The organism is Halomonas sp. MMH1-48, assembly GCF_022348105.1.
Classification (GTDB): domain Bacteria; phylum Pseudomonadota; class Gammaproteobacteria; order Pseudomonadales; family Halomonadaceae; genus Vreelandella; species Vreelandella piezotolerans.
In genome coordinates this window covers 1-24,884 of the sequence record NZ_JAKRFL010000013.1, presented here as the reverse complement: position 1 = coordinate 24,884, position 24,884 = coordinate 1, and the positions used below count along the sequence as shown (strand labels likewise).

At 56.9% G+C, this 24,884-nt stretch carries 21 protein-coding genes and 1 pseudogene; 7 read left to right on the top strand and 15 right to left on the bottom strand.

All coding sequences use genetic code 11. The features are described from left to right. Positions 1-4: 4 nt before the first annotated feature. From MHM37_RS12220 to sulP, 6 genes are all read right to left on the bottom strand, one after another. Complete coding sequence (locus MHM37_RS12220) at positions 5-1,198, bottom strand: acyl-CoA dehydrogenase family protein (protein WP_153843298.1); 1,194 nt, start codon at positions 1,196-1,198, stop codon at positions 5-7. Then, entirely contained in the window at positions 1,195-2,643 is a 1,449-nt protein-coding gene (locus MHM37_RS12215; protein WP_239296891.1) for an enoyl-CoA hydratase/isomerase family protein, read from the bottom strand. The genes MHM37_RS12220 and MHM37_RS12215 overlap by 4 nt, the downstream gene beginning before the upstream one ends. Positions 2,644-2,831: 188 nt before the next feature. Next, positions 2,832-3,977: a TAXI family TRAP transporter solute-binding subunit gene (locus tag MHM37_RS12210; protein ID WP_153843300.1), complete on the bottom strand. Its 1,146-nt coding sequence runs from the start codon at positions 3,975-3,977 to the stop codon at positions 2,832-2,834. A gap of 19 nt (positions 3,978-3,996) precedes the next feature. After that, a complete protein-coding gene (locus MHM37_RS12205) occupies positions 3,997-6,003 on the bottom strand; it encodes a TRAP transporter fused permease subunit (RefSeq protein WP_239296892.1) in 2,007 nt (668 codons plus the stop codon). A 49-nt stretch (positions 6,004-6,052) separates the two neighbouring features. Next, positions 6,053-7,213, bottom strand: coding sequence for a TAXI family TRAP transporter solute-binding subunit (locus MHM37_RS12200; protein WP_139527707.1), 1,161 nt, complete (start codon positions 7,211-7,213; stop codon positions 6,053-6,055). A 220-nt stretch (positions 7,214-7,433) separates the two neighbouring features. Then, positions 7,434-9,137 (bottom strand): sulfate permease, encoded by a 1,704-nt coding sequence (gene sulP, locus MHM37_RS12195; protein ID WP_239296894.1) that lies wholly within the window; start codon positions 9,135-9,137, stop codon positions 7,434-7,436. 235 nt (positions 9,138-9,372) lie between these two features. Between sulP and MHM37_RS12190 the strand changes: the two genes are divergently transcribed. Further along, entirely contained in the window at positions 9,373-11,016 is a 1,644-nt protein-coding gene (locus tag MHM37_RS12190) for a methyl-accepting chemotaxis protein (RefSeq protein WP_219863677.1), read from the top strand. Here the strand turns inward: MHM37_RS12190 and rarD are convergent. After that, positions 10,990-11,895 (bottom strand): EamA family transporter RarD, encoded by a 906-nt coding sequence (rarD, locus tag MHM37_RS12185; RefSeq protein WP_139527702.1) that lies wholly within the window; start codon positions 11,893-11,895, stop codon positions 10,990-10,992. The two genes, MHM37_RS12190 and rarD, sit on opposite strands and share 27 nt — an antisense overlap. Before the next feature lie 72 nt (positions 11,896-11,967). Between rarD and MHM37_RS12180 the strand changes: the two genes are divergently transcribed. Beyond that, positions 11,968-12,783, top strand: coding sequence for an amidohydrolase (locus tag MHM37_RS12180; protein WP_219863679.1), 816 nt, complete (start codon positions 11,968-11,970; stop codon positions 12,781-12,783). Then, entirely contained in the window at positions 12,783-13,487 is a 705-nt protein-coding gene (locus MHM37_RS12175) for a pseudouridine synthase (protein ID WP_219863681.1), read from the top strand. The genes MHM37_RS12180 and MHM37_RS12175 overlap by 1 nt, the downstream gene beginning before the upstream one ends. A 162-nt stretch (positions 13,488-13,649) precedes the next feature. Here the strand turns inward: MHM37_RS12175 and MHM37_RS12170 are convergent, their stop codons facing one another. From MHM37_RS12170 to gloB, 6 genes are all read right to left on the bottom strand, one after another. Next, positions 13,650-15,242, bottom strand: coding sequence for a dipeptide ABC transporter ATP-binding protein (locus tag MHM37_RS12170; protein ID WP_219863684.1), 1,593 nt, complete (start codon positions 15,240-15,242; stop codon positions 13,650-13,652). After that, positions 15,235-16,308 carry an ABC transporter permease gene (locus MHM37_RS12165; protein WP_239296896.1) on the bottom strand — a complete coding sequence of 358 codons (1,074 nt, stop codon included), beginning with the start codon at positions 16,306-16,308 and terminating at the stop codon, positions 15,235-15,237. Before MHM37_RS12165 ends, MHM37_RS12170 begins: the two co-directional genes overlap by 8 nt. Before the next feature lies 1 nt (position 16,309). Further along, positions 16,310-17,383 (bottom strand): microcin C ABC transporter permease YejB, encoded by a 1,074-nt coding sequence (locus tag MHM37_RS12160; RefSeq protein ID WP_139527693.1) that lies wholly within the window; start codon positions 17,381-17,383, stop codon positions 16,310-16,312. Between the two features lie 113 nt (positions 17,384-17,496). Further along, positions 17,497-19,374 (bottom strand): extracellular solute-binding protein, encoded by a 1,878-nt coding sequence (locus MHM37_RS12155; protein WP_239296897.1) that lies wholly within the window; start codon positions 19,372-19,374, stop codon positions 17,497-17,499. Positions 19,375-19,443: 69 nt separating this feature from the next. Then, positions 19,444-20,667 carry a transglycosylase SLT domain-containing protein gene (locus MHM37_RS12150; protein WP_139527689.1) on the bottom strand — a complete coding sequence of 408 codons (1,224 nt, stop codon included), beginning with the start codon at positions 20,665-20,667 and terminating at the stop codon, positions 19,444-19,446. 30 nt (positions 20,668-20,697) lie between these two features. Continuing rightward, a complete protein-coding gene (gene gloB, locus MHM37_RS12145) occupies positions 20,698-21,465 on the bottom strand; it encodes a hydroxyacylglutathione hydrolase (protein ID WP_239296898.1) in 768 nt (255 codons plus the stop codon). A 114-nt stretch (positions 21,466-21,579) separates the two neighbouring features. On the opposite strand from gloB, the gene MHM37_RS12140 reads away from it, so the two are divergent. Genes MHM37_RS12140 through nudC form a run of 4 tightly spaced genes read left to right on the top strand, consistent with a single transcriptional unit; the run spans position 21,580 to position 24,343 of the window. Continuing rightward, entirely contained in the window at positions 21,580-22,377 is a 798-nt protein-coding gene (locus MHM37_RS12140) for a methyltransferase domain-containing protein (RefSeq protein ID WP_239296899.1), read from the top strand. Continuing rightward, positions 22,370-22,855 (top strand): ribonuclease HI, encoded by a 486-nt coding sequence (gene rnhA, locus MHM37_RS12135; protein WP_239296900.1) that lies wholly within the window; start codon positions 22,370-22,372, stop codon positions 22,853-22,855. The genes MHM37_RS12140 and rnhA overlap by 8 nt, the downstream gene beginning before the upstream one ends. Beyond that, positions 22,837-23,574, top strand: coding sequence for a DNA polymerase III subunit epsilon (dnaQ, locus tag MHM37_RS12130; RefSeq protein WP_139527682.1), 738 nt, complete (start codon positions 22,837-22,839; stop codon positions 23,572-23,574). Before rnhA ends, dnaQ begins: the two co-directional genes overlap by 19 nt. Further along, the gene (nudC, locus tag MHM37_RS12125) at positions 23,567-24,343 is read left to right on the top strand and encodes an NAD(+) diphosphatase (RefSeq protein ID WP_139527680.1); all 777 of its coding nucleotides are present in this window, start codon (positions 23,567-23,569) and stop codon (positions 24,341-24,343) included. The genes dnaQ and nudC overlap by 8 nt, the downstream gene beginning before the upstream one ends. Before the next feature lie 7 nt (positions 24,344-24,350). Here the strand turns inward: nudC and MHM37_RS12120 are convergent, their stop codons facing one another. Both MHM37_RS12120 and MHM37_RS12115 read right to left on the bottom strand, forming a co-directional pair. Beyond that, positions 24,351-24,662, bottom strand: coding sequence for an SCP2 sterol-binding domain-containing protein (locus MHM37_RS12120; RefSeq protein ID WP_139527677.1), 312 nt, complete (start codon positions 24,660-24,662; stop codon positions 24,351-24,353). A 90-nt stretch (positions 24,663-24,752) separates the two neighbouring features. After that, positions 24,753-24,884: pseudogene (locus MHM37_RS12115) on the bottom strand (IS481 family transposase); the annotation flags it as partial.

Genomic DNA, 24,884 nt, shown 5'->3' with positions numbered 1-24,884 from the left:
CCCCCTACATTCTTAAAATGGTTTTAGCGACGATGCTTTTCTGAATTTCGTTAGCACCGCCATAAATCGATAGCTTGCGACGGTTAAAGTACTGGGCACTGGCGGCAGCACTTTGGGCGTCGTTGTCATCTAGCGACTCGTCGCCATGGAGAAACTCAGGGAAGAACGGCAGGGCGGCAGGGCCAAGTGCGCGGCGAGTAAGTTCGCTGATCTCCTGGCGCAGTTCCGAGCCGCGCACTTTCAACAGCGAGCTTTCCGCCCCAGGAACGCCGCCATCCCGTGCGGCGGCAATCACGCGCAGGTTAGTCACTTCCAGCGCCATCAGCTCAAGCTCGGCTTTCACCACCCGCTGGCGAAAGCTGGGTAGCGATAGAAGCGGTTTACCGCGATGCTGCACACGGGTGGCGAGCGACTTCAAATGACGCAGCGCCTGCTTGGCGTGACCAAGCCCGGCAATTCCGGTGCGCTCGTGGGTGAGCAAGAACTTGGCGCAGGTCCAGCCCTGGCCCTCTTCACCGACGCGGTTTTCTAACGGCACGCGGACATTGTCGAGAAACACCTCGTTGACTTCGTGGGCGCCGTCGAGGGTGATAATGGGGCGCACGGTGATGCCGGGGCTCTGCATATCGATCAGCAAAAAGCTGATGCCCGCCTGTTTTTTGGCGTGGGGGTCTGTGCGTACCAGGCAGAACATCATGTTGGCGTGCTGGCCCAGGGTGGTCCAGGTTTTCTGGCCATTGACGATGTAGTGGTCGCCATCACGCACGGCGCGGGTGGATAAACCGGCCAGATCCGAGCCGGCGCCGGGTTCGGAGTAGCCCTGGCACCACCAATCCTGGTTATTAAGAATTCGCGGCAGGTAGTGCCGTTGCTGCTCGACGCTGCCGAATTTCATGATCACCGGCGCGACCATATTGACGCCAAAGGGTACCACGGTAGGGGCGTGGGCGGCCGCGCACTCCTCGTCGAAGATATGCCGCTGCACCGGGCCCCAGCCTGGGCCGCCATGTTCGACGGGCCAGTTGGCCGCAAGCCACCCTTGCTCGCTGAGAATGTTCTGCCAGCGGATATGGTCATCGGCGCGCAGATGGCGGCCTAAACGCACGCGCTCACGAATGTCGCTGGGCAGTGCATCGGCTAGAAATCGGCGGACTTTCTCGCGGAATGCCTGCTCTTCGGGGCTAAACGTCAGGTTCATGAGTGTGCATCCTCGGAAGGCGTCTTTTTGTGAGTCGATGAAGGGGATGGCAGTGTGGCTTGGCGGTGCGGCCCACCCAAATGGCGTGGGTAGCCCAACGCTTCCACCGCCAGCAGATCGATGTCGCTCTCGCGGTAGCAGGCCCCCTGCTGCGCCAGCGTCAGGCTCGCCTGCTCCATGGCGGACTGAGCATCGTTGTCGGGCGTTTGTCTTGCGGCGTGATAAAGCGTTCTCAGCACGCTGTGACACTGAGTCGCCACCACGTTGGCTCGTAGCGCTTTGAGCGTTAAGGCCACCCGCTGCTGATCGGCTGCGTTGGCACCGTGATTGACCAGCTCATGGAAAGGGCCGCGTTCGGAAAGCACTAAGCTGATAGGCGATGTTGAGGCATTTGCGGTAAGTAACTGCAGCGCTACGGTGACCGCTTGAGAAGGGCAGGCACTGGCATCTTCGCCAGGGGCGAGCAGGCATAGTTCGGTGCTGGCGTCTGGTGTGTGGGTCAGCGTGAGCTCAGAGCGCTGGGCCGCTTTCAGGAGCGTGTCGAATAGCGGATGCTCACCGACGAGGGCGATATGCGCAAAGGGCTGAGCACTGTCGACGCCGGGCACCACATGGGGATTTCTGGCGGCAAAAAACAGGTGAATCAGCCCTGCGCGCTGCGGAGAATCCATGCAAGCCAGAAATAGCTCACGCTCGCGACGCAAACCCTCTTCCAGCGACGCGGCTTTGGTGCAGGCGTCAACGGCTTCTACAATGCGAAACGGAGAGAACAGTGCCGGCACGCTGGTTTCAAGCTGCTCTCGCATGGTAGCAATGGCCTGGGGGTTGGCTTCTGGGGAGGGTAACTGCCCGGTAATGCGCGCCTGCCGTTGTCCTGTGAGGATCGCTTGGGCCGCTGCCAAACCTGCCTCCAGCGGCGTTTGGGCATCGCTGATGGCATCGATGATGCCGAGATCCCGGGCTTCAGCGGCTTTCACAAACCGCCCGCTGGTGATGATCTCCAAGGCGTTTTCTACACCTACCAAACGGGGCAGCCGCTGGGTACCGCCCGCGCCAGGCAGCAAGCCCAGCTTCACTTCCGGTAAACCCACGCGGGTGCCAGCCAGCGCAACACGGTAGTGGCAGCCCAGTGCCACTTCTAAGCCGCCACCCAGCGCGGTGCCGTGTAACGATGCGATGAGTGGTTTGGGGCAGGCTTCTAATTGCGTAATGACATCCGGTAACAGCGGTGCTTGGGGTGGCTTGCCAAACTCGCGTATATCGGCCCCGGCGATAAAGGTACGCCCCTCTGCCATCACCACCAGTGCTTTGGCCTGTTGGTCTGCGATGCCCTCTTTCAATGCGCTAAGCAATCCGCTTCGCACTGCTTGGCCCAAAGCGTTGACCGGCGGGTTCGCGATACTAATGACGCCGACCTGGCCGTGTCGCTGATAGTGAACACTCATAGAGGCTCCGTGTTTCTCTATGTGAAATATAAGATCGTTATTTGGAATTCAGTGATCATGGCGAAAGAGACCGTTGGAGTCAATAATTCAAAACATGATTCTGCATTGCGAAATAAAAAAGCTAAAGAAAAGGCCGCACTGAGGCGGCCGAACGTGTTGCACTGCTGGCGGATAGCGATGCAGCCTCATTAAAAAACGGGGTTTAATCCGGCGTCTTCAAGGGCCGTGCGGCGTGCTTCCATCCAGCCGTCAATGAACGCCGTTTCCTCTTCTGGCGCATTGGCTTGGTAGGTATCCCAGGTATCCATCAGAAGCTGCTGACGCGCCACCAGGGCGTTTTGGTGGGCGTCCATGTCATCGGTCCATACGCCGCTTTCTCGGTAATACTCGACCACGGCGTCGTGGAAAGGCACTACCCAGGTCATATTTTGGTTCTCCAGCGCATAGCCGCTGGCCCCCGGGGCGTTATCCTTGTAGTCGTCGAACGATTCCACCAGCGTGGTAATCAGGCCGGTGACGGTTTCTGGCGCTAAATCAGCGTTGCCCACCATGATCGGATAGGGATAGCTGGCGCTGGCAAGCGGCTGGTCAGCGTTAATACCTGCGCCTGAAGTGACGTCGTGGGGTTGGAAGTAGGGCGCCACCTCTAGCATCTGAGCCCAACCTGCTTCGTCTTCTGTGGGTAGCTCCGGCCACTGCAATCCACGCGGACTTGCCGCTAAGCGTTGGGCGGCAGGCGTCACCGTCGTAGTAATAGCGGCATCGGCACGACCGCTGATAATACCGTCGAAGGCGGCGTTGTAGCCGGGGAAATCGACACGTTCAACGTCATCCCAGGTCAGTCCGGCAAACGCCAGATAGGCCTCGGCGGCTTTGTTCAGCGCGTCGTCGCCACGAAGATAAGCTAATCGTTTACCTTCAAGATCGGCGATGGATGACATCGCTACGTCGCCTGCTACCGCCATGCCTAACCCAAAGCTGGCCATGGAGGTTGAAATCACGCGGATCGGCTGCGGGCCCCAGTCCGGCCCCGCGAACATCATCACGCCTTCGGAGCCGTAGTAGCTGGCAATGCCGCAGGCGCACAGATCCACACGACCGGTTTTCAGTGGGGTCATGCGCATGGTGTCGTTTTCACCGGGAATGACCCGGGACTGAGTGCCATGCTCCTCCTGAAGCAGCTGGCTGATCGCCATGATCTGCGCATGGCCGCTGGTGCCGGTGCCGTAAGCTGTCCAGTTCAAGGTGCTAGGCATGGCGCTAACGCTCCCTGCCGCCAGCAACCCCGCCGTTAAACTACCGAGTACAAGAGTGAGGGTTGTTTTTGTGCTCATAAGACTCCTCGGAGTGACATTAAGCGTTAGCAGTGAGCGAACGCTGGTGATGGCGTTGGCTTAGACGCGCAAGCGCAATGCCCGGTAGCAGCGCCGCTGCGGCCAAGCCGATTAATTCCCACTGGCTGAGGGGCACCATGCAACCACCGGGTAGTGCCAGTAGCAGGCCCGCTATGACTACGAGCGCGCGGATGACCATTTCTTGTAGGGCGCCGTAGCCCAGCCGACCCACGCCCATTAGGTAACCTTGCATGGCAGAGGCAAACAGAACGATGCCGATCACCGCTTGGATGAACACGGCAACGATCATTAGTGGTTCGCCCTGCATGATCAGCGCAGGGTTGAGTACGAATAGGAAAGGAATAAAGTAAATCACGCTGCCTAGACGCATGGCCTGCAGCCCGGTTTCCATCGGGCGGGCGCCTGCCACGGTGGCTGCTGCAAAGGCACCCAGCGCGACGGGAGGGGTAATAAAGCTGAGCATGCCCCAGTAGAGAATGAACATGTGAACCGCCATGGGATCCAGGCCGCCGCCCTGAATCAGTGCAGGAGCCAGCGCCACCGCCAGGAAGATGTAAGCCGCGGTGACGGTCATGCCAATGCCCAGCACGAAGCTGGTGACCGCGCCCATGATCAACAGCAGTGGCACGCTACCACCGGCGATATTGATGAAGTCGTTGGCAATGGTGCCCGACAAGCCGGTCATGGAGAGCGCACCGACCAACATGCCAACGCCCGCTAGAATGGCGATCAGTTCGGCAAACAGTTTGGCCGCGGATGACAATGTCTCCGTGACATCCTTCCAGCCCCAGCGGTTGTGCTTGGAGAGCTGATTGAGCACCAACAGCAGGGCGGTGGCGTAGAAGGGGGCCACGGCCTCGCGCTGCATGACCAGCAGCATCCATACCAGCAGGCCGAAAACGAAAATAAAGTACCAGCCCTCTTTTAGCGTTTGTTTGATCGAGGGTAGCTCAATGGCGGGTAGGCCTTTGATGTCGTTGCGCGCGGCATAGGCATCGATTTGAATGAACAGACCTAGAAAATAGAGAATGGACGGGATCACCGCCGCCAGGGCGACGGCGGCGTAAGGAATGTCCAGAAACATTGCCATCACGAACGCGGTGGCCCCCATGACAGGCGGCATCAACACGCCACCCGTCGAGGCGCAGGCTTCCACGCCGCCGGCAAACGAGCGGCTCATGCCAATCCGGCGCATGGCGGGAATTGAGAGCACCCCGGTGGTCAACACGTTACTGATCACACTGCCGCTCATGGAGCCCATCAAACCGCTGGAGAAAATCGATACCTTGGCCGGGCCACCGCGCACATGGCCAAGCAGTGCAAATGCCAGATTAATGAAAAACTTGCCGCCGCCGCTTTTTTGCAGCACCACGCCAAAGACCAGAAAGCCGATCACCAAGCCTGCGAAGGCCTGTAGCGGTACCCCCATGATGCTTTCGGTGCTCATGGTGTGGTACATCGCCGTTTCAGAGAGGCTGGAAGGGAACGCTTGGATAGGTCCAGGGACGATATCGGCGACCAACGGGTAAAGAGAAAACAGTCCAGCAATGATCGCAATGGGCAGGCCGCCCGCCCGTCGAGCGGCTTCGATGATCAGTAACCAGTAGGCATAGCTGAAATAAATGGCGATATCAGGAGCGGCAAACGCCCAGCCGCGCTCGAGAATAGGGACGGCGTTGTAAACAAAGTAGCCGCCTACGATCAGCGTTGCGGCGCTCAACAGGTAGTCATACCAGGGAATGGGTTGCTCCTGCTGGCTGCTGCGCATGGGCCATAGCAGAAACACCAGCGGCAGAAGCAGTGCCACCACTGCGTAGTAAAACTGCGTTTCTAGCCCGGTGACGAACGTGAGCCAGCCCCAGTTAAACAGGTAGTCCAGCGTCATCATCATGAGGAGCACGGTGACGGTGGCCGGTACCCAACGAAGGGCCAGGGGCAGCTCGCGAATTTGGCTGATCTTTTCTTTGACCTGCGCCGTGTTGGCAGGTGGTGTTTCAGTGCTCATAGGGCGTTCCATCCATCGGCAGGGGCGGCGAGCGCCGCCCCATGGCGAGTTACTCGAAGATCGGCTCGAATCCAGCCTCGGCGAGGGCTGAAGCGCGAGCGGCCATCCAATCGGTGGTAAACGTATCGGCATCGCTGGGGGCATCCTGCATGAACTGCTCCCAGGCCTGCATCAATACGTTTTGCCGCTCGACGAGCTGGTCTTGGTGGGCCTGCATCTCATCGGTCCACACGTCGATCTCTTTGTAGTACTCCACTACGGCGTCGTGGAAAGGAATCACCCACTGTAAATCCTGGTACTCGAGTGCGTAGCCCACCGCCCCCGGCGCGTTATCTTTATAGTCGTCGTAGTTCTCTTGCATCGCTTTGATCAAGCCGTAAGCGACGCTGTCATCGAGATCCTGGTTGGCGACCACAATCGGATACGGGTAGCTGGCGCTAGGCACCGGATTATCGGCGCTGATACCACCAGCCCCAGCGGTGACTTCATGGGGGCGGAAGTAGGGCGCGACGGCAGCCATGCGCTCCCAGCCTGCCTCATCGTTAGGATCCAGTACTGGCCAGCTGACGCCGCGTGGGCTACTGGCAAGCTGCTGAGCGGGCGGTGTCACGGTGGTGGTAAAAGAGGCGTCTACATCACCCGCAATAATGCCATCAAAGGAACGAGCGTAGCCCGGATAGTCTACGCGTTCGACGTCATCCCAGGTCAAGCCTCCAAAGGCGAGATACGCCTCAGTGCCTTTGTTGAGCGCGTCGTCACCACGAATGTAGGCAATGCGCTTGCCCGCTAGGTCGGCTGGGGTCTCGACACCGAGATCTCCTGCGACCGCCAACGATAGTCCAAACGATGCAGTAGAGGTCGTGATCACGCGCAGCGGCTGCGGGCCCCAGTCGCGGTCGGCAAACATCATGACCCCTTCCGCGCCATAGTAGCTGGCAATGCCGCAGGCACACAGATCAACACGACCCTGCTTGAGGGGCGTCATACGGGAGACATCGTTATCGCCGGGCAGAATGCGTACCGATGAGTCGTACTTATTCTGCAGCATGTTGCCGATGGCGACAGCTTGAGCGTAGCCGCTGGAGTTGGTGCCGTAAGCGGTCCAGGCCATGGTGCTGGGGAGGTCTACTTCGCTAGCGTGGCTGACCGCCACCCCTAACAGTGAGAGCGGAAGGGCGGCGATTAACAGGCGGTGAGCAAACGGATGCATTGAAATGCTCCTTTATTGTGGTTGTGACTGTTAGATGTGTTACGTTCGATTACATTTTGTTTTGCTATGCGGTATTTGGTTTTGCTTAGTGGTCGAGTGATAGTAGGTAAGGCCGGAGAGGCTGTCAACGCTGTTCTCATAGGCGACTACAAATAGTCTTTAGTGCAATGTAAAAAGCCAGGCGGTTGCCTGGCTTTTCAGAAAGTTATGAGGCTAAAAGCTAAGAAAATTCCCGCCATGCGGCGTAGGTGCTTAAGAACACTCGCCCGGTTAACGCTTCCAGAAAGTCGCTTTTTTTCAACTGGTCCATCACGGGTCCTTTTACCTCGGACAGGTGTAGTTTGACGTCGGAGTCCTTCAAGCGCGCATTGATGGCATCCAGGCTCTCTAAGGCAGAGGCATCGATCAAGTTGACCGCTGAACAGATCAGCACGACATGCTCGAGCTCTGGGCGGCTAGCCACCAAGTTGTAGACGGTATCTTCCAAATAGCGAGCATTGGCAAAGTAGAGGCTTTCATCGATGCGCAGTAGGGCTGCGTTGCTGACGGTTTCCACATCGTGCCGCTCCACGTTACGAAAATGCTCGGTATCGGGCACTCGGCCCACAAGCGCGCTATGAGGGCGGCTGGTGCGGTATAAAAAAAGTGCAATAGAGAGCGTCACCCCGCCAATGATCCCCGCTTCGATCCCTTCCACCAGCGTCAACAGAATAGTGACCGCCATGGCGGCAAAATCGCTGCGGGAGTAGCGCCAGGTTTGGCGCAGCATGGGCAAATCCACCAGCGTCAAAATAGAGACCGTGATAGTGGCTGCCAGAGTGGCGATGGGCAGATAGTAGAGCCAGCCAGTAAAAGCCATGGTCACTAGTGCAATACCGAGCGCGGCAAAGGCTCCGGCAGCCGGCGTTTGTGCCCCTGCATCGTAGTTGATGACAGTGCGCGATAGCCCGCCCGTGACGGGCATGCCGCTGGTGAATCCAGCCGCTAAGTTGGCGGCTCCCAATCCAATCAACTCTTGATTGGGAGAAATACGCTGGCGCCGCTTAGCGGCCAGCATTTGACCCATCGAGACCGATTCCACGAAGCCCACTAAACTGATCAACATGGCGGGGATGATGAGGGTCCGCCAGAGTGACACATCGCCCCAGGGAAAACTCAAGGCGGGCAGGCCACTGGGTATGGTGCCGACGACCGCCACGTCTTCGCGGTAAGCGAGCTGCCAATACCACGTGACCAGCGTGGTGACGATCACGGCGAATACCGGGCCAGCTTTGGTGATCAAATCGGCGAGCGTGACGGGCACGCCCAATGTCATCAGACTTCGTTTGCCGTAACGGCGCATCAGTACCAGAAACAGCAGCGTCCCTCCGCCAATGGCCATGGTAAAGGGGTTATAGGTGGAGAGGTTGGGAAGCAGCGTCATCAGGCGTTCTACCAAGGTAAAGCCGCTGCTGGAGATGCCCAGTAGGCTGCCTAGCTGGCTAACGGCAATCAATATGCCTGAAGCGGTCAAGAAGCCAGATATGACCGGGTGGCTCAAAAAGTTGCTAAAAAAGCCCATTTTCAGCGCACCCATGGCCATCAGCATAGCGCCTGATAGCAGTGATAGTACCAGGGCTGCTTGAACATACTCCGCTGACCCTGGTGCCGCCACAGATGAGAGGGCAGCGCCTGTCATGAGCGCTATGATCGCCACAGGCCCCACCGCCAGCGTGCGGCTAGTGCCCAAGAGGGTATAAAGCAACTGGGGCAGAATGCTCGCATATAGCCCCACGACCGCTGGCAGACCTGCCAGCAGTGCATACGCCAACGACTGAGGAATGACCATGACGGTCACGATCAAGCCTGCCAGAAGGTCTGCCCCGAGCAAACGCTGATGGTAATGAGGTAGCCAGTTGAAGATGGGCAAATAGCGTTTGAACATAAGCTCCTGAGCATCTGCTGAATAGGTACCGACAAAGTAACGTTAAAAGGGCTGATAGTTTAGCGCGTTACGCGCTGAATGACGGCATTGGCCACGCTATCTCATCGTTATGTTGGCCTTCCCCCAAAGTGCTACTTATTTCATTAGCATAACCCGTTAAGCTCACTGAGAGAGCAGCCTCTCCCTATCGCATCGTTCAAAACTCAACAACGTCAATTAAAAAAGAGTGACTCATATGCGACTATTTCGTTGGCTTGTACCATTGCTACTGATCATTGTGGCGACGTTGCTAGTGTCGCTTTCCGGGCCATGGGCCTATGCGGCACTGGTATGCGCAACGCTAGCCGGCGTGACGGCGGTGGCCAGCGCCCTTTATGCGATTTATAACGCGGGTCACCAACCTTCGAGTCAGCGCGAACTACTGAAGCCGCTGCGTGATTACGGTTCCTTGCGGGCCATGTCGTACCGATTGATGAAACGGGCTAGCAGTACCGCCATCGCCTCGGCAGAAGTGTCTCACTATGCCGACCTAATGGCTCAGCGCTTGGGCAAACAGGAGGGTATGGCAAGCGAGGCATCCTCAAGCATGAGCGCGATCAACACCGCTATCGTGCAGGTGAGCGCCAGTGCGTCTCATGTGGCCGCATTGGCTGAGAGCGCACGGCAGGCGAGCCATCACAATCACGATGAGCTGACGGCGATCATTCACGACATGACTGAGGTGGCCGATCGCTCTAGCCAAGCGCTTGAGATGTTAACGGCGCTCAACGATAAAATCGAACGCGTTCGAAATGTGACCTCCATGATCGAAGATATCGCAGAGCAAACGCATCTTCTCTCACTGAATGCGTCTATTGAGGCGGCCCGCGCTGGTGAGCATGGGCGGGGGTTTGCCGTCGTCGCAGGAGAGGTGCGTAATCTGGCGATGAAAACGTCTACCGCTACGCAGAGCGTCGACGAGTTGGTTAAAGATATGCACCAAAGTGGCCATAGCGTGGTGGTCACGATGGGAGATTTGATGACCCGGGTACGCGAGCGTTCTCAAGGTATGCAGCGGGTGGGTAGCAGTTTAGCGACGATGACCGAAGAGTTCGATCAAGTTCAGCAAGAGATCACAAGCGTTGCAGAGGCAATGAGCAGCACCAGAGCGCACAGCCAAACCGTCGCCGACAGCCTGCGTCAATTGGAGAAGGATGTCGACGAAGGCAATCGCAACATGCATGAACTCGCCTTACAAGCGCGAGCGCTGATGGACGCTGCCGAAGGGGTCGACGGCGAGCTAGCGCAACAGCGGCTGCTAGGGCGGCATCAAACGGTCTTTCTAGCCGCTCGGCGCACTGCCGATCATATCGGAAAGCTGTTCGAGGCGGCTATTGCCCGAGGAGAGCTGTCCGAAGCCATGCTATTCCAGCCCGACTATGCACCCATAGACGGTACACGGCCACCGCTCTACCACACGGGATATGACCACTTCACTGATCAGCAACTGCCTACGCTCCAAGAGCCGCTACTCGGTGAATATAGCCTAAGCTATGCCATTGCCTGTGATCGAAATGGTTACGTACCCACCCATAACGCGGCGGTGAGTCGTGAGCCGACTGGCGACTATGAGCACGATCTCAAATACTGCCGCAGCAAGCGTATTTTTGACGACCCAACCGGGAGTCGCTGTGGTACGCACGAAAAGCCACTGTTACTGCAGACCTACAAACGCGATACGGGAGAGATCATGCATGACCTCTCCGTGCCTATTTATATCAACGGCAAACATTGGGGCGGTTTCCGGGTAGGGTATCAGCCCGAAAAAGAAACCGCCGAAGGTTTGAGCGATCAACAGGCAGTGCTGGCGAACTCAAGCCATCGCCTGGCGCGGGCGTGACTGCCAAGATGACCAAGAGTAGAGCGCCAAGCCCGTCCAGATCATCATGAACGTGGCGAGTTGAATCAGGCCTAGCGGCTCGCCGAATACCGTCAGCGCAATCAAAAACTGGATGCTGGGGTTGATGTACATCAGAAATCCCAGCGTTGCTAATCGTAGGCGGCGGGCCGCACCAGCAAACGCCATAAGAGGGAGGGCAGTCAAAACGCCACTTACGACGAGAAGCGCAGACATAGGGGCATCATGCAAAAAGTGCGACGCTCCCTGCCAGCTCATCCACGTGAGCGCGAGCAACGCTAAAGGAAACAGCAGCAGTGTTTCTACGAAAAGTCCCGATAATCCATCCAGCGGCACCTGCTTACGAAACAATCCATAGCTACCAAAGCTCAATGCTAGCAGTAAGCTAATCCACGGTAACTCGCCTAGCATGACGAACTGAATGGTAATCGCCAGGCTGGCAAGGCCCAAGGCCACTAGCTGTAATTTGGCCATCACTTCACGCAGCACTAGCATACCCAGTGCCACGTTCACCAAAGGGGTGAGAAAGTAGCCTAAACTGGCCTGAAGCACTTGTTGGGTTTCGACGGCATAAATGTAAATGCCCCAGTTAAAGGCAATGAGCAGCGCACAGGCCAGTACACGCCCTAGACGTCTGGGCTCGATCAGCGCAGCCATTACCGGCGGCCAGCGCCGCAGTATGCTGATCAATCCCACCAGAAATAGGCACGACCATAAAATTCGATGTATCAAAATCTCGAGAGCCGGGACCCCATCGAATAGAGCAAAAAAGAGCGGGAAGCACCCCCACATAGTGTAGGCCGTCAAGCCGAACATAACGCCCTTTACCGCCTCAGGGTCTCGCGTAGCGGATGGAAGCATAGCAGCCTCATTAAGTAAAAATGCTAATCTAGCACACTATCAACGAACACACCGACGCAAAGGAGACGTGGCATGAGCCAATTGAAAACTAGCTTGGTGCAGTGCGATTTACGTTGGGAAGACCCGCAAGCCAATCATGAACATTTAGAGGCGCTGCTCGGTGATTTGGATGGTAGAGATACGGATCTGATCGTGTTACCCGAGATGTTCGCCACAGGCTTTACCATGAACTCTCGTGAGATGGCGCAGCCCATGGCCGAGAGTCAGAGCGTGGCGTGGCTACAGAGCCAGGCGCAGGCGAGAAACTGTGTTCTGACGGGGAGTGTGGCCATTGTAGATGATGGCCAATTCTACAATCGCATGGTTTGGGCGACGCCTGACGGTGAATTGCACTACTACGATAAGCGTCACCTGTTCCGCATGGCTGGCGAGCACGAGCGCTACGGGATGGGGGCAACGCGCCATATCGTCGAACTCAAGGGGTTCAAGCTTCAATTGAGCGTATGCTACGACCTACGCTTTCCCGTTTGGATGCGCCAACAGCCAGCAGAGGATGAACATTTCGAGTATGATGCCATCCTGTGCGTCGCCAACTGGCCCGCTCCCCGTCGACATCCCTGGCGTACGCTGTTACAAGCACGCGCGGTAGAGAACCTCGCCTATGTGGTAGGGGTAAATCGTGTGGGTGAAGATGCCAAGGGGCTGGCCTATAGCGGCGACTCCATGCTGGTCGATTTTAAAGGCGAACCGCTGATCGACCAGCCCGCCCATACTCCGTTCATTGAAACGGGGGTGTTAGATAAAACGGAACTCGATGCTTTTCGTGACAAATTTCCTGCTTGGCAAGATGCCGATCGCTTTACGTTACTGCCAGGAGTCGGGCAATAATGCGGCTTGATCGTTTTTTAAGTGAAACCACACCGCTGACTCGCAGTTTGGCAAAACGTGCGCTTAAAAACGGAGAAGTGACCCTCAATGGCGAGCCTATCAAACAGGCGGCCACCCAGATCGATACCGGCAACGATGAGGTACTGCTCAACGGCGAACGGCTTACCTTGGTGGGCCTTCGTTACCTGATGATGCATAAACCCGCAGGCGTGGAGTGCACGGCGCGCCGGGGGCTCTATCCGCGGGTGATTGACATTATCGACGTGCCCAAGGTCGAACGATTACAGCCAGTCGGGCGTTTAGACGTGGACACCACCGGACTGTTACTGCTGACTGATGATGGCCAATGGTCTCATCGGGTGACTTCGCCACGCCATCGCTGTGCTAAAGTCTACGTGGCCGAGCTTGCCGACCCTATGGAAGACGAGACCGCCGAATGGGCAGTAGAGCAAGTCGCTCAGGGGATTCTTCTTGAGGATGAAGAAACACCGACGCACCCGGCCATCCTTCGATTCGTGACTCCCAAGAAAGCGGAGCTAACCATTACGGAAGGGCGTTACCACCAGGTAAAACGCATGTTCGCCGCTTTAGGCAATCATGTTACTGCGTTGCACCGCCACTCGGTAGGTGACGTAGTGCTGCCGGATGACCTTGCCCCATGCGAGTGGCGTGAGCTTACACCTGAAGAGATCGCTAGTTTCTAGCCAGTATTTCGCTGTTGAACGCTGCCCGCAGCATACTGCTGAAGGCAGCGTTTTAGTGCGTGCTTTTTTATACCGTTATCTTAATTGTTGACGCTTCTCAAAGCCAACGTCACCTTTTAAAAATGACAGACTAAACGGTTAACCAACGACAAAAGGGACGTATTAGTAGAGGTGTGCCGCTTCGATAAGGGCCTTGGTATAGGGGTGGCGAGGGGCGGCCAGGACCTCTAGGCAGTTCCCTTGTTCGATCACTTCGCCATCTTTTAGCACCATGATTCGGTGAGCCATGGCGCGCACCACGGCGAGATCATGGCTGATGAACAAATAGCTGAGCTGGCGGCGTGCTTGAAGGTCGCGTAGTAGCACCACGAGCTGCTTTTGCACGGTACGGTCGAGCGCAGAAGTGGGTTCGTCCAGCACAAGAAGCTCCGGCTCTAAAATGATCGCTCGAGCGACGGCAATGCGTTGACGTTGGCCACCGGAAAACTCATGAGGGTAGCGGTCGGCGCAGCTCTTTGGCAAGCCGACCTCACTGAGAGTGCGGTGAACTCGCTCGGTCACTTCCATCTCACTCAGCGTTGGGAAGTGAAAGCGTAACCCTTCACTGATGATATCGAACACGGGCATACGGGGAGATAGGGCGCCATATGGGTCCTGAAACACCATTTGAAAACGGTAGCGCTGACGGCGTAACGCTTCCCCAGTGAACTGGCTCAGCGTCGTGTCGCCCAGCTTGACGTCGCCTTGGCTCGCTACCAAGCGCATGATGGCGGAGGCAAGGGTCGTCTTTCCAGATCCCGACTCGCCGACGATGCCTAGTGTTTCACCTGGTGTAAGGGTGAGGTCAGTGGCTTTTAGCGCTTCGAATGCGGGCGGTTGACGCTGGAATAGGCGTGTTTTAGGGCGCGCGAAACTGACCCGGAGTTGTCGAGTGGTCAGCAAAGAGTGAGTGTTCGAAGGTTCGGCTGGGCGGCCCTCAGGCTCAGCGGCAATCAACGTTTTAGTGTAATCGCTTTGCGGTCGGCGAAACACGTCCTCTACTCGACCGCTTTCCTGCAACTTGCCTTGGTACATGACGCAAACGCGATCGGCATGACGACGGACCAGATTCAGATCGTGGCTAATCAGCAATACGCCCATGTCGTGACGGTCACGTAGCTCTTTGAGTAGCGCGAGGATGTCCTGTTGCACGGTCACATCCAGCGCGGTCGTCGGTTCGTCTGCAATCAATAGTGCAGGGTCGTTAGCAATCGCCATGGCGATCATCACCCGCTGGCGCTGGCCACCGGAGAGCTGGTGGGGCCAAGCGTCCAGAAGTTCTTCTGGCCGAGGCAGCTTGACCTGCTCGAGAAGCGCTTTGGCTCTCTGCCGGGCCGCTTGGCCATTTAGGCCTTGGTGTAGTCGGAGGGTTTCGCCAATTTGCTTGCCGATGCGATGCAGAGGGTTGAGTGACGTCATCGGCTCCTGAAAAATGAACCCCACGCGGTTGCCGCGAATGCCGTTCCAGTCACGTTTGCTTAGCTGTGTTAGATCGGTGCCTTCTAGCCAACGTCGACCGCGCACTTCTGCATTGCTGGGCAATAGGTCAATGGCACCCAGCGCAGAGACCGACTTTCCTGACCCAGACTCGCCAACGATCGCGAGCGTTTCACCCGGGTTTACCGACAGTGAAAGGTCATCTACAACGACCTTGCCATCAAAGGCCACCGTGAGTCCATCGAGTGTCAGCAGCGGTTGTGGGGTTGGCTCAGACATGAGTCGTTTCCTGGACAGTAGAGGGACGCTGCTTAACGTGGCGCGGGTCGAACGCATCGCGCAAGCCTTCCCCGATAAACACCAACAGAGACAGCATGATGGCTAGGGTCATGAAGGCGGTGATGCCAAGCCACGGCGCATGCAGATTGTTCTTGCCCTGTGCGGCGAGTTCCCCGAGCGACGGGGCCCCGGGTGGCAATCCAAAACCTAGAAAATCCAGTGCCGTTAGGGTCCCAATGGCGCCGGTAAAAATGAACGGAATGAACGTTAGGGTAGCGACCATTGCATTGGGCAGCACGTGGCGCCACATGATCAGGCGAGAGGGCAACCCCATGGCTTTTGCGGCGCGGACGTACTCCAGGTTGCGGGCGCGCAGAAATTCGGCGCGCACGATGTCGACCAGCCCCAGCCAGGAAAAGAGCAGCATGATACTTAGCAGCCACCAAAAGCCTGGCTGTACGAAGCTTGCCAGTATGATCAGTAAAAACAGCACCGGCAGTCCCGACCAGATTTCGGTGATTCGTTGACCGATCAAGTCGACTTTGCCACCAAAAAAGCCCTGCACGCCGCCTGCGATAACACCGATCACCAGCGAGCCCGCCGTCAATACCAGCGCGAACGCCACAGAGAGCCTGAAGCCGTAAATGACGCGGGCCAAGACATCGCGGCCTTGGTCATCGGTGCCTAGCCAGTGGCGGCGGTCTGGCGGTGCAGGGGACGGGCGCGTCATCTGCATATCGAGCGTTTGGTATGAGAACGGAATGAGGGGCCAGAGCGCCCAGCCGTGGTTGCTAATCTGTTCCTGAATGAAGGGGTCTAGATAATCCGTGCGGGTCGGTAAAAAGCCACCAAACTCGGTTTCTGGATAATCGACTAATAGCGGCACGTACCACTGACCGTCGTACTGCATGACGATGGGTTTGTCGTTGGCGATGAGCTCGGCGAATAAGCTGATGATAAACAGAACGGCGAACAGCCACAGCGAAACCCGCGCGCGGCGATTATCGCGAAACGCGGCGAGTCGCCGAAGCGTGATGGGCGAGAGGCGAGAGGTGATTGCGTACATATCAAGACTCCCTCGACGCGAAATCGATGCGCGGGTCGACCCACACGTAGGTAAGATCCGATACCAGTTTGAGCAGCAGGCCAATCACGGTATAGAGAAAGAGCGTGCCAAAAATGACCGGATAGTCGCGCTGCATGACGGCCTCGAAACCAAGCAGGCCAAGGCCATCCAGTGAGAAAATCACTTCGATGAGCAGCGCACCGGTAAAGAAAATACCAATCATGGCTGATGGCAGCCCAGCGATGATGATCAGCATGGCGTTACGAAACACGTGCCCGTAGAGCACGCGTTGCTCATCGGCACCTTTGGCGCGTGCGGTAAGCACGTACTGCTTATGTATTTCATCCAAAAAGCTGTTTTTGGTCAGCATGGTCAGGGTGGCAAAACTGCCGATTGAGGCCGCGATAACGGGCAGCGTGATATGCCAGAAGTAGTCTTTTATCTTGCCCCATGCCGACAGATCGTCAAAGTCTGGCGAGGTTAGCCCGCGTAGCGGAAACCAATCTAGATAGGTTCCCCCAGCAAACAGAACGATGAGTAGAATGGCGAATAGGAAGCCGGGAATGGCGTAGCCAACGATCACCAGCCCCGATGTCCAAACGTCGAAACGCGAGCCATGGCGTAGCGCTTTGCGAATGCCCAGAGGAATGGAAATCAGGTAGACCAGCAAGGTGGTCCATAGGCCGAGTGACACCGACACGGGGAGCCGCTCTATCATTAAATCGATCACCGGACGATCACGAAAGAAACTGGTGCCAAAATCAAAGGTTAGGTAGTCCGTCATCATGCTGATGAAGCGTTCATGGGCAGGTTTGTCGAAACCAAACTGCTGTTCGAGCTGCTCGATGAAGCGCGGGTCGATGCCCCGTGCGCCACGGGAATCATCATTGATCTGAACATCCGCACCGCCCATGTCCAAGCGTGTACTGGCCATGGCATTGGCACCTTCGAAGCGAGCCAGCATTTGATCGATCGGCCCGCCTGGCGCGGCTTGTACGATCATGAAGTTGAGCAGCATGATACCGAACAGCGTCGGAATCATTAGTAGCAGTCGGCGTAAGGTATAGCGAGCCACAGTGCACTCCATGAATGGACGACAACAAGGAGGGTTGTCGGCAAGCGTTATCGGCGCTGGTTATCAGCGATGGTTGGCAGCATTCGTTCAAACTCACCCCGGGGCAGGCTTGCCTATCGGCGGCGATTGCGTCGCTGAAGCGCCGCTTCACGTTCGGTATCTACCCACCAAGCATCGAGATCCATGGCGTAATCAGGAAAAGGTTCTGGGTAGCCAAACTTATCCCACACGGCGATGCGTGTCTCGCCAGAGTGGTAATGCGGAATCACATAAAAGCCCCAACGTAGCACACGGTCAAGGGCGCGGGTGGCCGTATCCAGTGACTCCCGGTCATCGGCTCGAATGATCTCTTCCACCAATGCGTCGACGGCTGGATGGGCCAGCGCCATACGGTTGCGGCTCTGTGGCGCTTCGGCGGCAGCGCTGGTCCAGTAATCGCGCTGTTCGTTACCAGGGTTATTGGATTGAGGAAAGTGGCTAATGACCATGTCGTAGTCGTAATCCCGCACCCGGTTAAGGTACTGGTTGATATCGACAATGCGCATGGACGTCTGGATGCCTAGGCGTGCCATGTTGCGTAACATCGGTTGTACCACGCGCTCCAGCCCTGAATCATATAGGAGCACTTCGAGGGAGAGGGGGCGCTCCTGATCATCTACCAGTACCCCCTCCTCAACGCGGTAGCCTGCCTCACGAAGCAGGCTTAACGCCAACCGCAGCCGCTCGCGTAGTTCAACCGGGTGATCGATGGGTAAGGGCGCCGTAAACAGCCTGTCTGATCGATGTGACGCCAAAAGCTCATCACGGTATGGCTGTAGTAGCGCCAGTTCCTCATCGGAAGGCATGCCGACCGCCTCCATTTCGGAGTTTTGAAAGAAGCTCTCGGTTCGGGCGTAAGTGTTGTAAAAAATATTGGTATTGAGCCAGGGGAAGTCGAACGTCAGGCTCAAGGCTTCTCGTACACGTGGGTCCTGAAACTTTTCTTTACGCAGGTTGAAAACGAACGCCTGCATCATCGATGGGTTAACGTCGGGTACGGTAATCCTCTCGATTAGCCCGTCACGGTAAGCAGGAAAATCGTAGCCGATGGCCCAGGTGGCGGCACGCGCATCGATACGAAAATCAGTGAGGCCCGCTTTGAACGCTTCCCAGGCAATGTCCCGATCCCGGTAGTACTCGTAGATGACCCGATCGATGTTATAGCGCCCGATATTGACGGGCAGGTCTTTACCCCAATAGTTTTCGTCGCGCTGATAAACGATGCGACGCCCAGGGTCTACCTTACTAATACGGTATGGTCCTGAGCCAGGGTGAGCGGCAAGCGTCGGAGCGCTAAAATCACGAGGCTCCCAATAATGTCGGGGTAGGATGGGAAGCTGCGCCACGATCAGGGGCAGCTCTCGAGAGTCGGTGTCATTGAATTCAAAGCGAACCTGATGCTCGTTCAACGCGATGACTTGCTCGACGCCTGCGTAATAGCTGGCATAAAAAGGGTTGCCCTGTTCGCGAAGAAGGTCGAACGAGAAAACGACGTCGTAGGCGGTTAGGGGCTCTCCATCCTGAAAGCGGGCTTGTTCGCGCAGGTCAAACTCGATCCAGCGACGCTCCGGATCCAAACGCACGCCTTCTGCTAACAGGCCGTAAAGGCTAAAAGGCTCGTTGGGGTTACTCGCCATCAATGTGTCATAGATTTGCGAGATGCCGGTGGCTGGCGTACCGCGAATGATGAAGGGATTGGTCGAGTCGAAGCTGCCGCCGACCGCAGTGTGAGTGATGGAGCCACCTTTGGGCGCTTGAGGGTTGACGTGGGGGAAGTAGGCGAAATCTTCGGGTAGCGCCGGGCTATCGTAAAGCGATAGCCCATGTACCGTCTCGACCGGGACGGTACTGGGCGCGCTGCCAAGCATCTCTTCCGAGGCCCATAACGAACAGCTCAGCAGCAGTGTGCTGATCAATAATCCCGTCTTTTTGAGCATGACGCTGCGTGCCATCGGTAAACTTCCTGTTGTAACCTTGCCTCAACGTTATAATGCCCGTGTATGACTGTGCTATCGGCTCTGCTACTGATCCGAGAGTGACAGTAGCTGCCCAGGCTGAAGGGCTTCGGGGCGCTCGATAGCATTCCAGCGGATTAAGTCTTGCTGATCAACGTTATATCGGGCAGCAATCGTTGACAGATTATCCCCTCGCTCGACGCGATGCACCTCTGGGGTAGCGGTCGAGGCCAGCGTCGTGTCGTTGGCTTGCGAAAGCTGAGCTAATACCTGCGTATCTACCTCTTCTGGCACCAGGAGCGTCTGCGCGCTACGTGGGTCGAGGCTGCCATTGAGCAGACCAGGGTTTAGCTCGGCTAGCGCTGATTGGCTGACATCCAATAGTTGGGATGCTTGTGCCAAGCTGACGGGCTGCTCCAGCTGCACTTTGGCAAAGGCAGGATCTGGATGGATGTCCGGCAGTTTGACGCCATACTTGTCAGGTTCGTTGATGATGGTGGCAATGGCTTTTAACTTGGGTACGTACTGCATGGTTTCATGGGGCAGTGATAGGTCCCAATATTTGCCAGCTAGCCCTTGACTCTGTGCTTGGCGCTGGGCACGGTTAACAGTGCCTGCGCCCGCATTATAAGCGGCTAGCGAGAGCATCAGATCTCCCTCGTACCACTCATCGGCCTGCATTTCCAGATAATCCAGCGCTGCTTCCGTCGAAGTGACCACATCCAATCGGCCGTCATAGTTGCCATTACGTACTAGCCCCAATGCGTCACCCGTACCGGGCATGAACTGCCATAAGCCGGCTGCACCGAGATGGCTTCGTGCGCTAGGGTCAAAGGAGCTCTCGACAAAGGGAATCAGAGCGATTTCACCGGGTAAGCCGCGGTCACTCACTTGTTGAGCGATCCAAGCGAGCCACGGTGTGGCACGTTCGGTAATGGCCGCGATGTTTTCCGGGCTAGAGCGATAGTACTCGATCCATTCATCGACTCTGGATTGAGCATCGGCGGGAAGGTTCTTATCCTGCCACTGGAAGCTCGAGCGTAGCGAGCTCCACGCATCCTGGGGCTCCAGTACCAGCGACTCCCAGAAGTGGTGATGCAGCGCAGTGGGCTGGAAGCGTGCGGTGCGTTCGTTCCCATTATTCGCCACGGCATCATTGACGGTGGTATAGGTCAGATTCGGATCGGTGGCAGATGCTTGTGAGCTGGCTGCAGCGGCCAAAAAAAGGCCCATTACTACGGTACTCCCAGCGCTTAACAATAAGCGCTGGCGAATCGTTCGATAGGTCATAGTCGAGTTCGTTTCTAGTCGATAGCGTTCTTAAAAACGGTTCTTCCACTCCCGAAGAGTGGCGAACGTAGCGAGATTGTCATCGTTAGACCCCTGGCATCCCGCCGCTTGGCGCACGCTGTCGGTGCCCACGCGCAGGTAGGGGTTGATCGTCAGCTCGCGTCCTATCGTGCTGGGTAACGTCGGCCGGTCCAATGCCCGTGCCTTCTCACACTCCTGCAGTGCGTATGTCACAGCGTCATTGTCAGGGTCGGCAGCACGTGCAAACGTCAGGTTCGCTTGCGTATATTCATGCGCTGCAAAGACCAGTGTATCCTCGGGGAGTTCCGCTAAACGATTCAATGAGCTGAACATTTGCTCGGGTGTGCCTTCGAACAGGCGCCCGCAGCCTGCGCAAAACAGCGTATCGCCGCAGAAAAGCAAGGCGGGAATGCCGGGAGCGAAATAACTAATGTGGTCAAGAGTGTGTCCCGGTGTCGCCATGACATCGAACAGGCGACCCATGATGCGCACCTGATCACCGTCCCTCACGCGAACGTCGATTCCTTGGATGTCAGGGTTGTCGGGGCCAATGACGCGAGGAGAGTAGCGTTTGATGAGCGCATCCAAACCGCCAACGTGATCCTGGTGATGGTGAGTGATCAGTATGGTGTCTAGGGTGAGCGCCTCACGTTCGAGGATGTCAATGACAGGCGCTGCTTCACCGGGGTCCACCACGCAAACGCTTTGACTGGTATCCTGTCTTATTAGCCAAATATAGTTGTCGCTTAGGGCGGGTATCGGTGTCACGCTTATCATGGGCGAGATCCTTTGAATGCTAAAAATGCGTAACGTTCTATGATGCACGGTCTTGCGCCAAAACGGACGCATAAAGACGTTAAAAAGCCGTTACTGTGGAGGGAAGCGCCGTTTATGTCAAATTCGCCAAAGGCCATCAGCCTGGCCCAGCGCATGACCAACGCGCAGGCTTACTGGCAAACCGACGCCGGGCGCGCGCTTTGGGAAACACAACGCGCCTGTTTAGGCCCCGTGGTCGAAGGTCGTAAAGGCGGTCATAGTTTAGAAATGGGCATGGGGCCAGCGATGATGGATATGTCGGCCATCGCCCATCCGATCCGCTGGGCGCCCAGCCTATCCTTGGCGGAAAGCAGTGCCACCTTGGTCTGTCCGCCTGATCAATTGGCGCTGCCCGACCGCTGCTTGGATACTGTGGTCCTTCATCATTGGCTGGAACATCTTCCAGAGGCTCATTACACGCTGCAAGAAGCCGCCCGTGTCACGGCCGATAATGGGGTGCTGGTCCTGTTTGGCTTCAACCCCCTTGGCTTGAACGGGCTTACACAGCGCTGGCGCAAGCAGCAGGCGAACTTTCCTTGGAGCGGTCAATGGCGCTCGGCGAACCGTCTCAAGGATTGGCTGGCGTTTGTCGATTTTGAGGTGGAGCGCGTAGACTACTGCTGTTTTCGTGGCCCAATGAGCACCGCCTGTGGTGAACGTTGGGAGGCGCTGGGCAGGCGGCATAACGTACCCTTGGGCGAAAGCTATATGATTCAAGCCCAGCGACGCCAGCGCCATGCCCCGATTCAGCGAGTCAAATTTGGCCTGCGTGCACCGGCGGCGCCCTCATCACTGGGTGTCACCCGCACGGACGCCCCCTGGCGTTACCCGCAGAGCCAACGTCGTCTACAAAAGGAAAGTGAACGTGAGTAAGCAAGCAGCCGAGGGGCTGCCCCAGGTAACGGTGTATACCGATGGGGCCTGTCGAGGAAATCCGGGCCCGGGTGGCTGGGGGGTGGTGCTGGAAAGCGGCCCCCACCAAAAGACCTTGAAAGGCTATGAGGCCGAGACCACCAACAACCGCATGGAGTTGACGGCAGCGATCATGGCACTGCGTGCTTTGAACAAGCCTTGCAGCGTTGCGTTATGGACAGACTCGCAATACGTCCGCCAGGGCATTACCCAGTGGATTCATAACTGGGTCAAACGCGGCTGGAAAACGGCGGCCAAGCAGCCTGTCAAAAATGCCGAACTGTGGAAAACGCTTCATGAAGAGACGCATCGCCATCGCGTAGAGTGGCACTGGGTGAAAGGGCACAGCGGCCATCCAGGCAACGAGCGTGCCGATGAGCTGGCCAACGAAGCCATCGATGAACATCAAAGGAGAGCGGCATGCGTCAAGTCATCCTAGATACGGAAACGACGGGTATCGATCCCAAAGATGGGCACCGTTTAGTGGAGATTGGTGCCGTCGAGATGGTCAATCGTCGTTTTACCGGACGGACTTACCATCAGTACATCAATCCCGAGCGCCATATCGACGCTGAGGTGGTCGCGGTCCACGGCATCGATGATGCTAAAGTAGCGAACGAGCCTGTATTTGCTGAGATCGCCGATGCGTTTTGGGCGTTCATCGAAGGGGCCGAGTTGGTCATTCACAATGCCCCCTTCGATGTTGGGTTCATCGATCACGAGCTTGGCATGCTCAACAAACGCCGTCGGGCACCCGCGCTCGGACCGGTGCGAGACCATTGCCGAATCCTCGATACGTTGGTCATGGCGCGTGAAATGCACCCGGGGCAACGTAATAATCTTGACGCATTGTGCAAACGTTATGATATCGACAATGGACACCGCGTACTTCACGGCGCTTTGCTAGACGCCGAAATACTGGCCGATGTGTATCTGGCTATGACCGGCGGCCAAACGGCGCTGACCTTGGATGCCGATAGCGGCAGTGACAAGCGTCAGCAGAATGAAGCGAACGAAGGTCTTTCGGTGCGTCGCTTATCACTGTCGCCTGGGCAACTGCGTGTCATTCGCCCCACCCAAGAGGAGCGGGCAGCTCATCAGGCCAAATGTGAGGCGCATCAGTTGCGCTGGCTAGACGGATCCGCTGCCGATGCTTAAGCGCCAAATCCCCCATCATGTCAAAGAGGGGCGTGTGATACGTGTCTCTCGCAGTTACATTGCGCCTGCGCCTATCAAGAGTGAGCTATCGCCGCTGCAGCCTCTCCAACCATGGACTGAGCAGATGCAGCCACTGTGCTATTGGTACGATGAACCGGTGGCACTGCTGGTGGAAACCCAACCCGGCGACGACTGGATAGAGGGGCGACAGTGGCTGGGACAGTTGCCCGAATCTTGGTTTAGCTTGCTGTCGACGGCACTACAAGTGGGTGCTTGGCTGGAGAATCACCGTTATTGCGGACGTTGCGGAGAAAGAGCCACCAAGCTCGAAGCCGAGTTTGCTATGCACTGTCACGCCTGTGGGCACCGTAACTATCCGCGCATTTCGCCCTGTATCATTACGCTGGTCACCAGCGGTGAGGCGATGCTGCTAGCGCGCAGTCCGCGCTTTCCTCCCGGGCGCTACTCCACGTTGGCCGGTTTTATCGAACCGGGAGAGTCTGCGGAGGAGGCCGTGCATCGAGAAATTTTCGAAGAGGTAGGGGTGCACGTGGATCGGTTACGATATCACCATAGTCAGGCGTGGCCCTTTCCGCACTCGCTCATGCTGGGTTTTTTTGCCGAGGCCACGACAAAGCGCATTCGGATCGATGGTGTAGAGATTAGCGATGCTGCATGGTTCTCGCCGCGGCAGCTTCCGTCGCTGCCGCCGCCTTACTCCATTTCTCGCGACTTGATTGAAACGCATTTAGCAAGGTGGCGCGAGTAGGACGTGTTTATTGGCTGGGGAACAGGCTGGTCAGCTTGGTGGCGAGCATGACGTTACCGGTGGCCTTCAATTTACCGGTCATGAACGCCGTCATGCCATTGATCTCACCGTTCATGATGCCCTTCAGCGTGTCCGTACTCATGCTCAGGCTGACCGACGGATCGTCGTGCTCGCCCTCATGCACGCCGAGCGTACCATCCTGGATATCCAAGTAGTGACTGCCCGCATCGGCGAAGTGAAACTGAAAGACTTCGTGCATCCCTTTGGCCGCCTCGGGGTTAAAGCGAGATTGCAACTTATCAAGTGTGGTGGATGACATAGGATCGTTCCTAAGTGTGAGTGGTGTCATTAACGTACCATGTTTGGATGAGATTATTTCAAACAATTGTTTTAATCAAGCCTGCGGTAACTAACTGTAGGGTCCCGGATGATTAACCACTCGTTTAGTAAATAATTCAGGTCGCTTGAGCTGCCACTCCTTCATCACCGTGATCGGCGATTGGTGGTGCAGCGCTTTCTGCGGGATATGATGATTGTACAG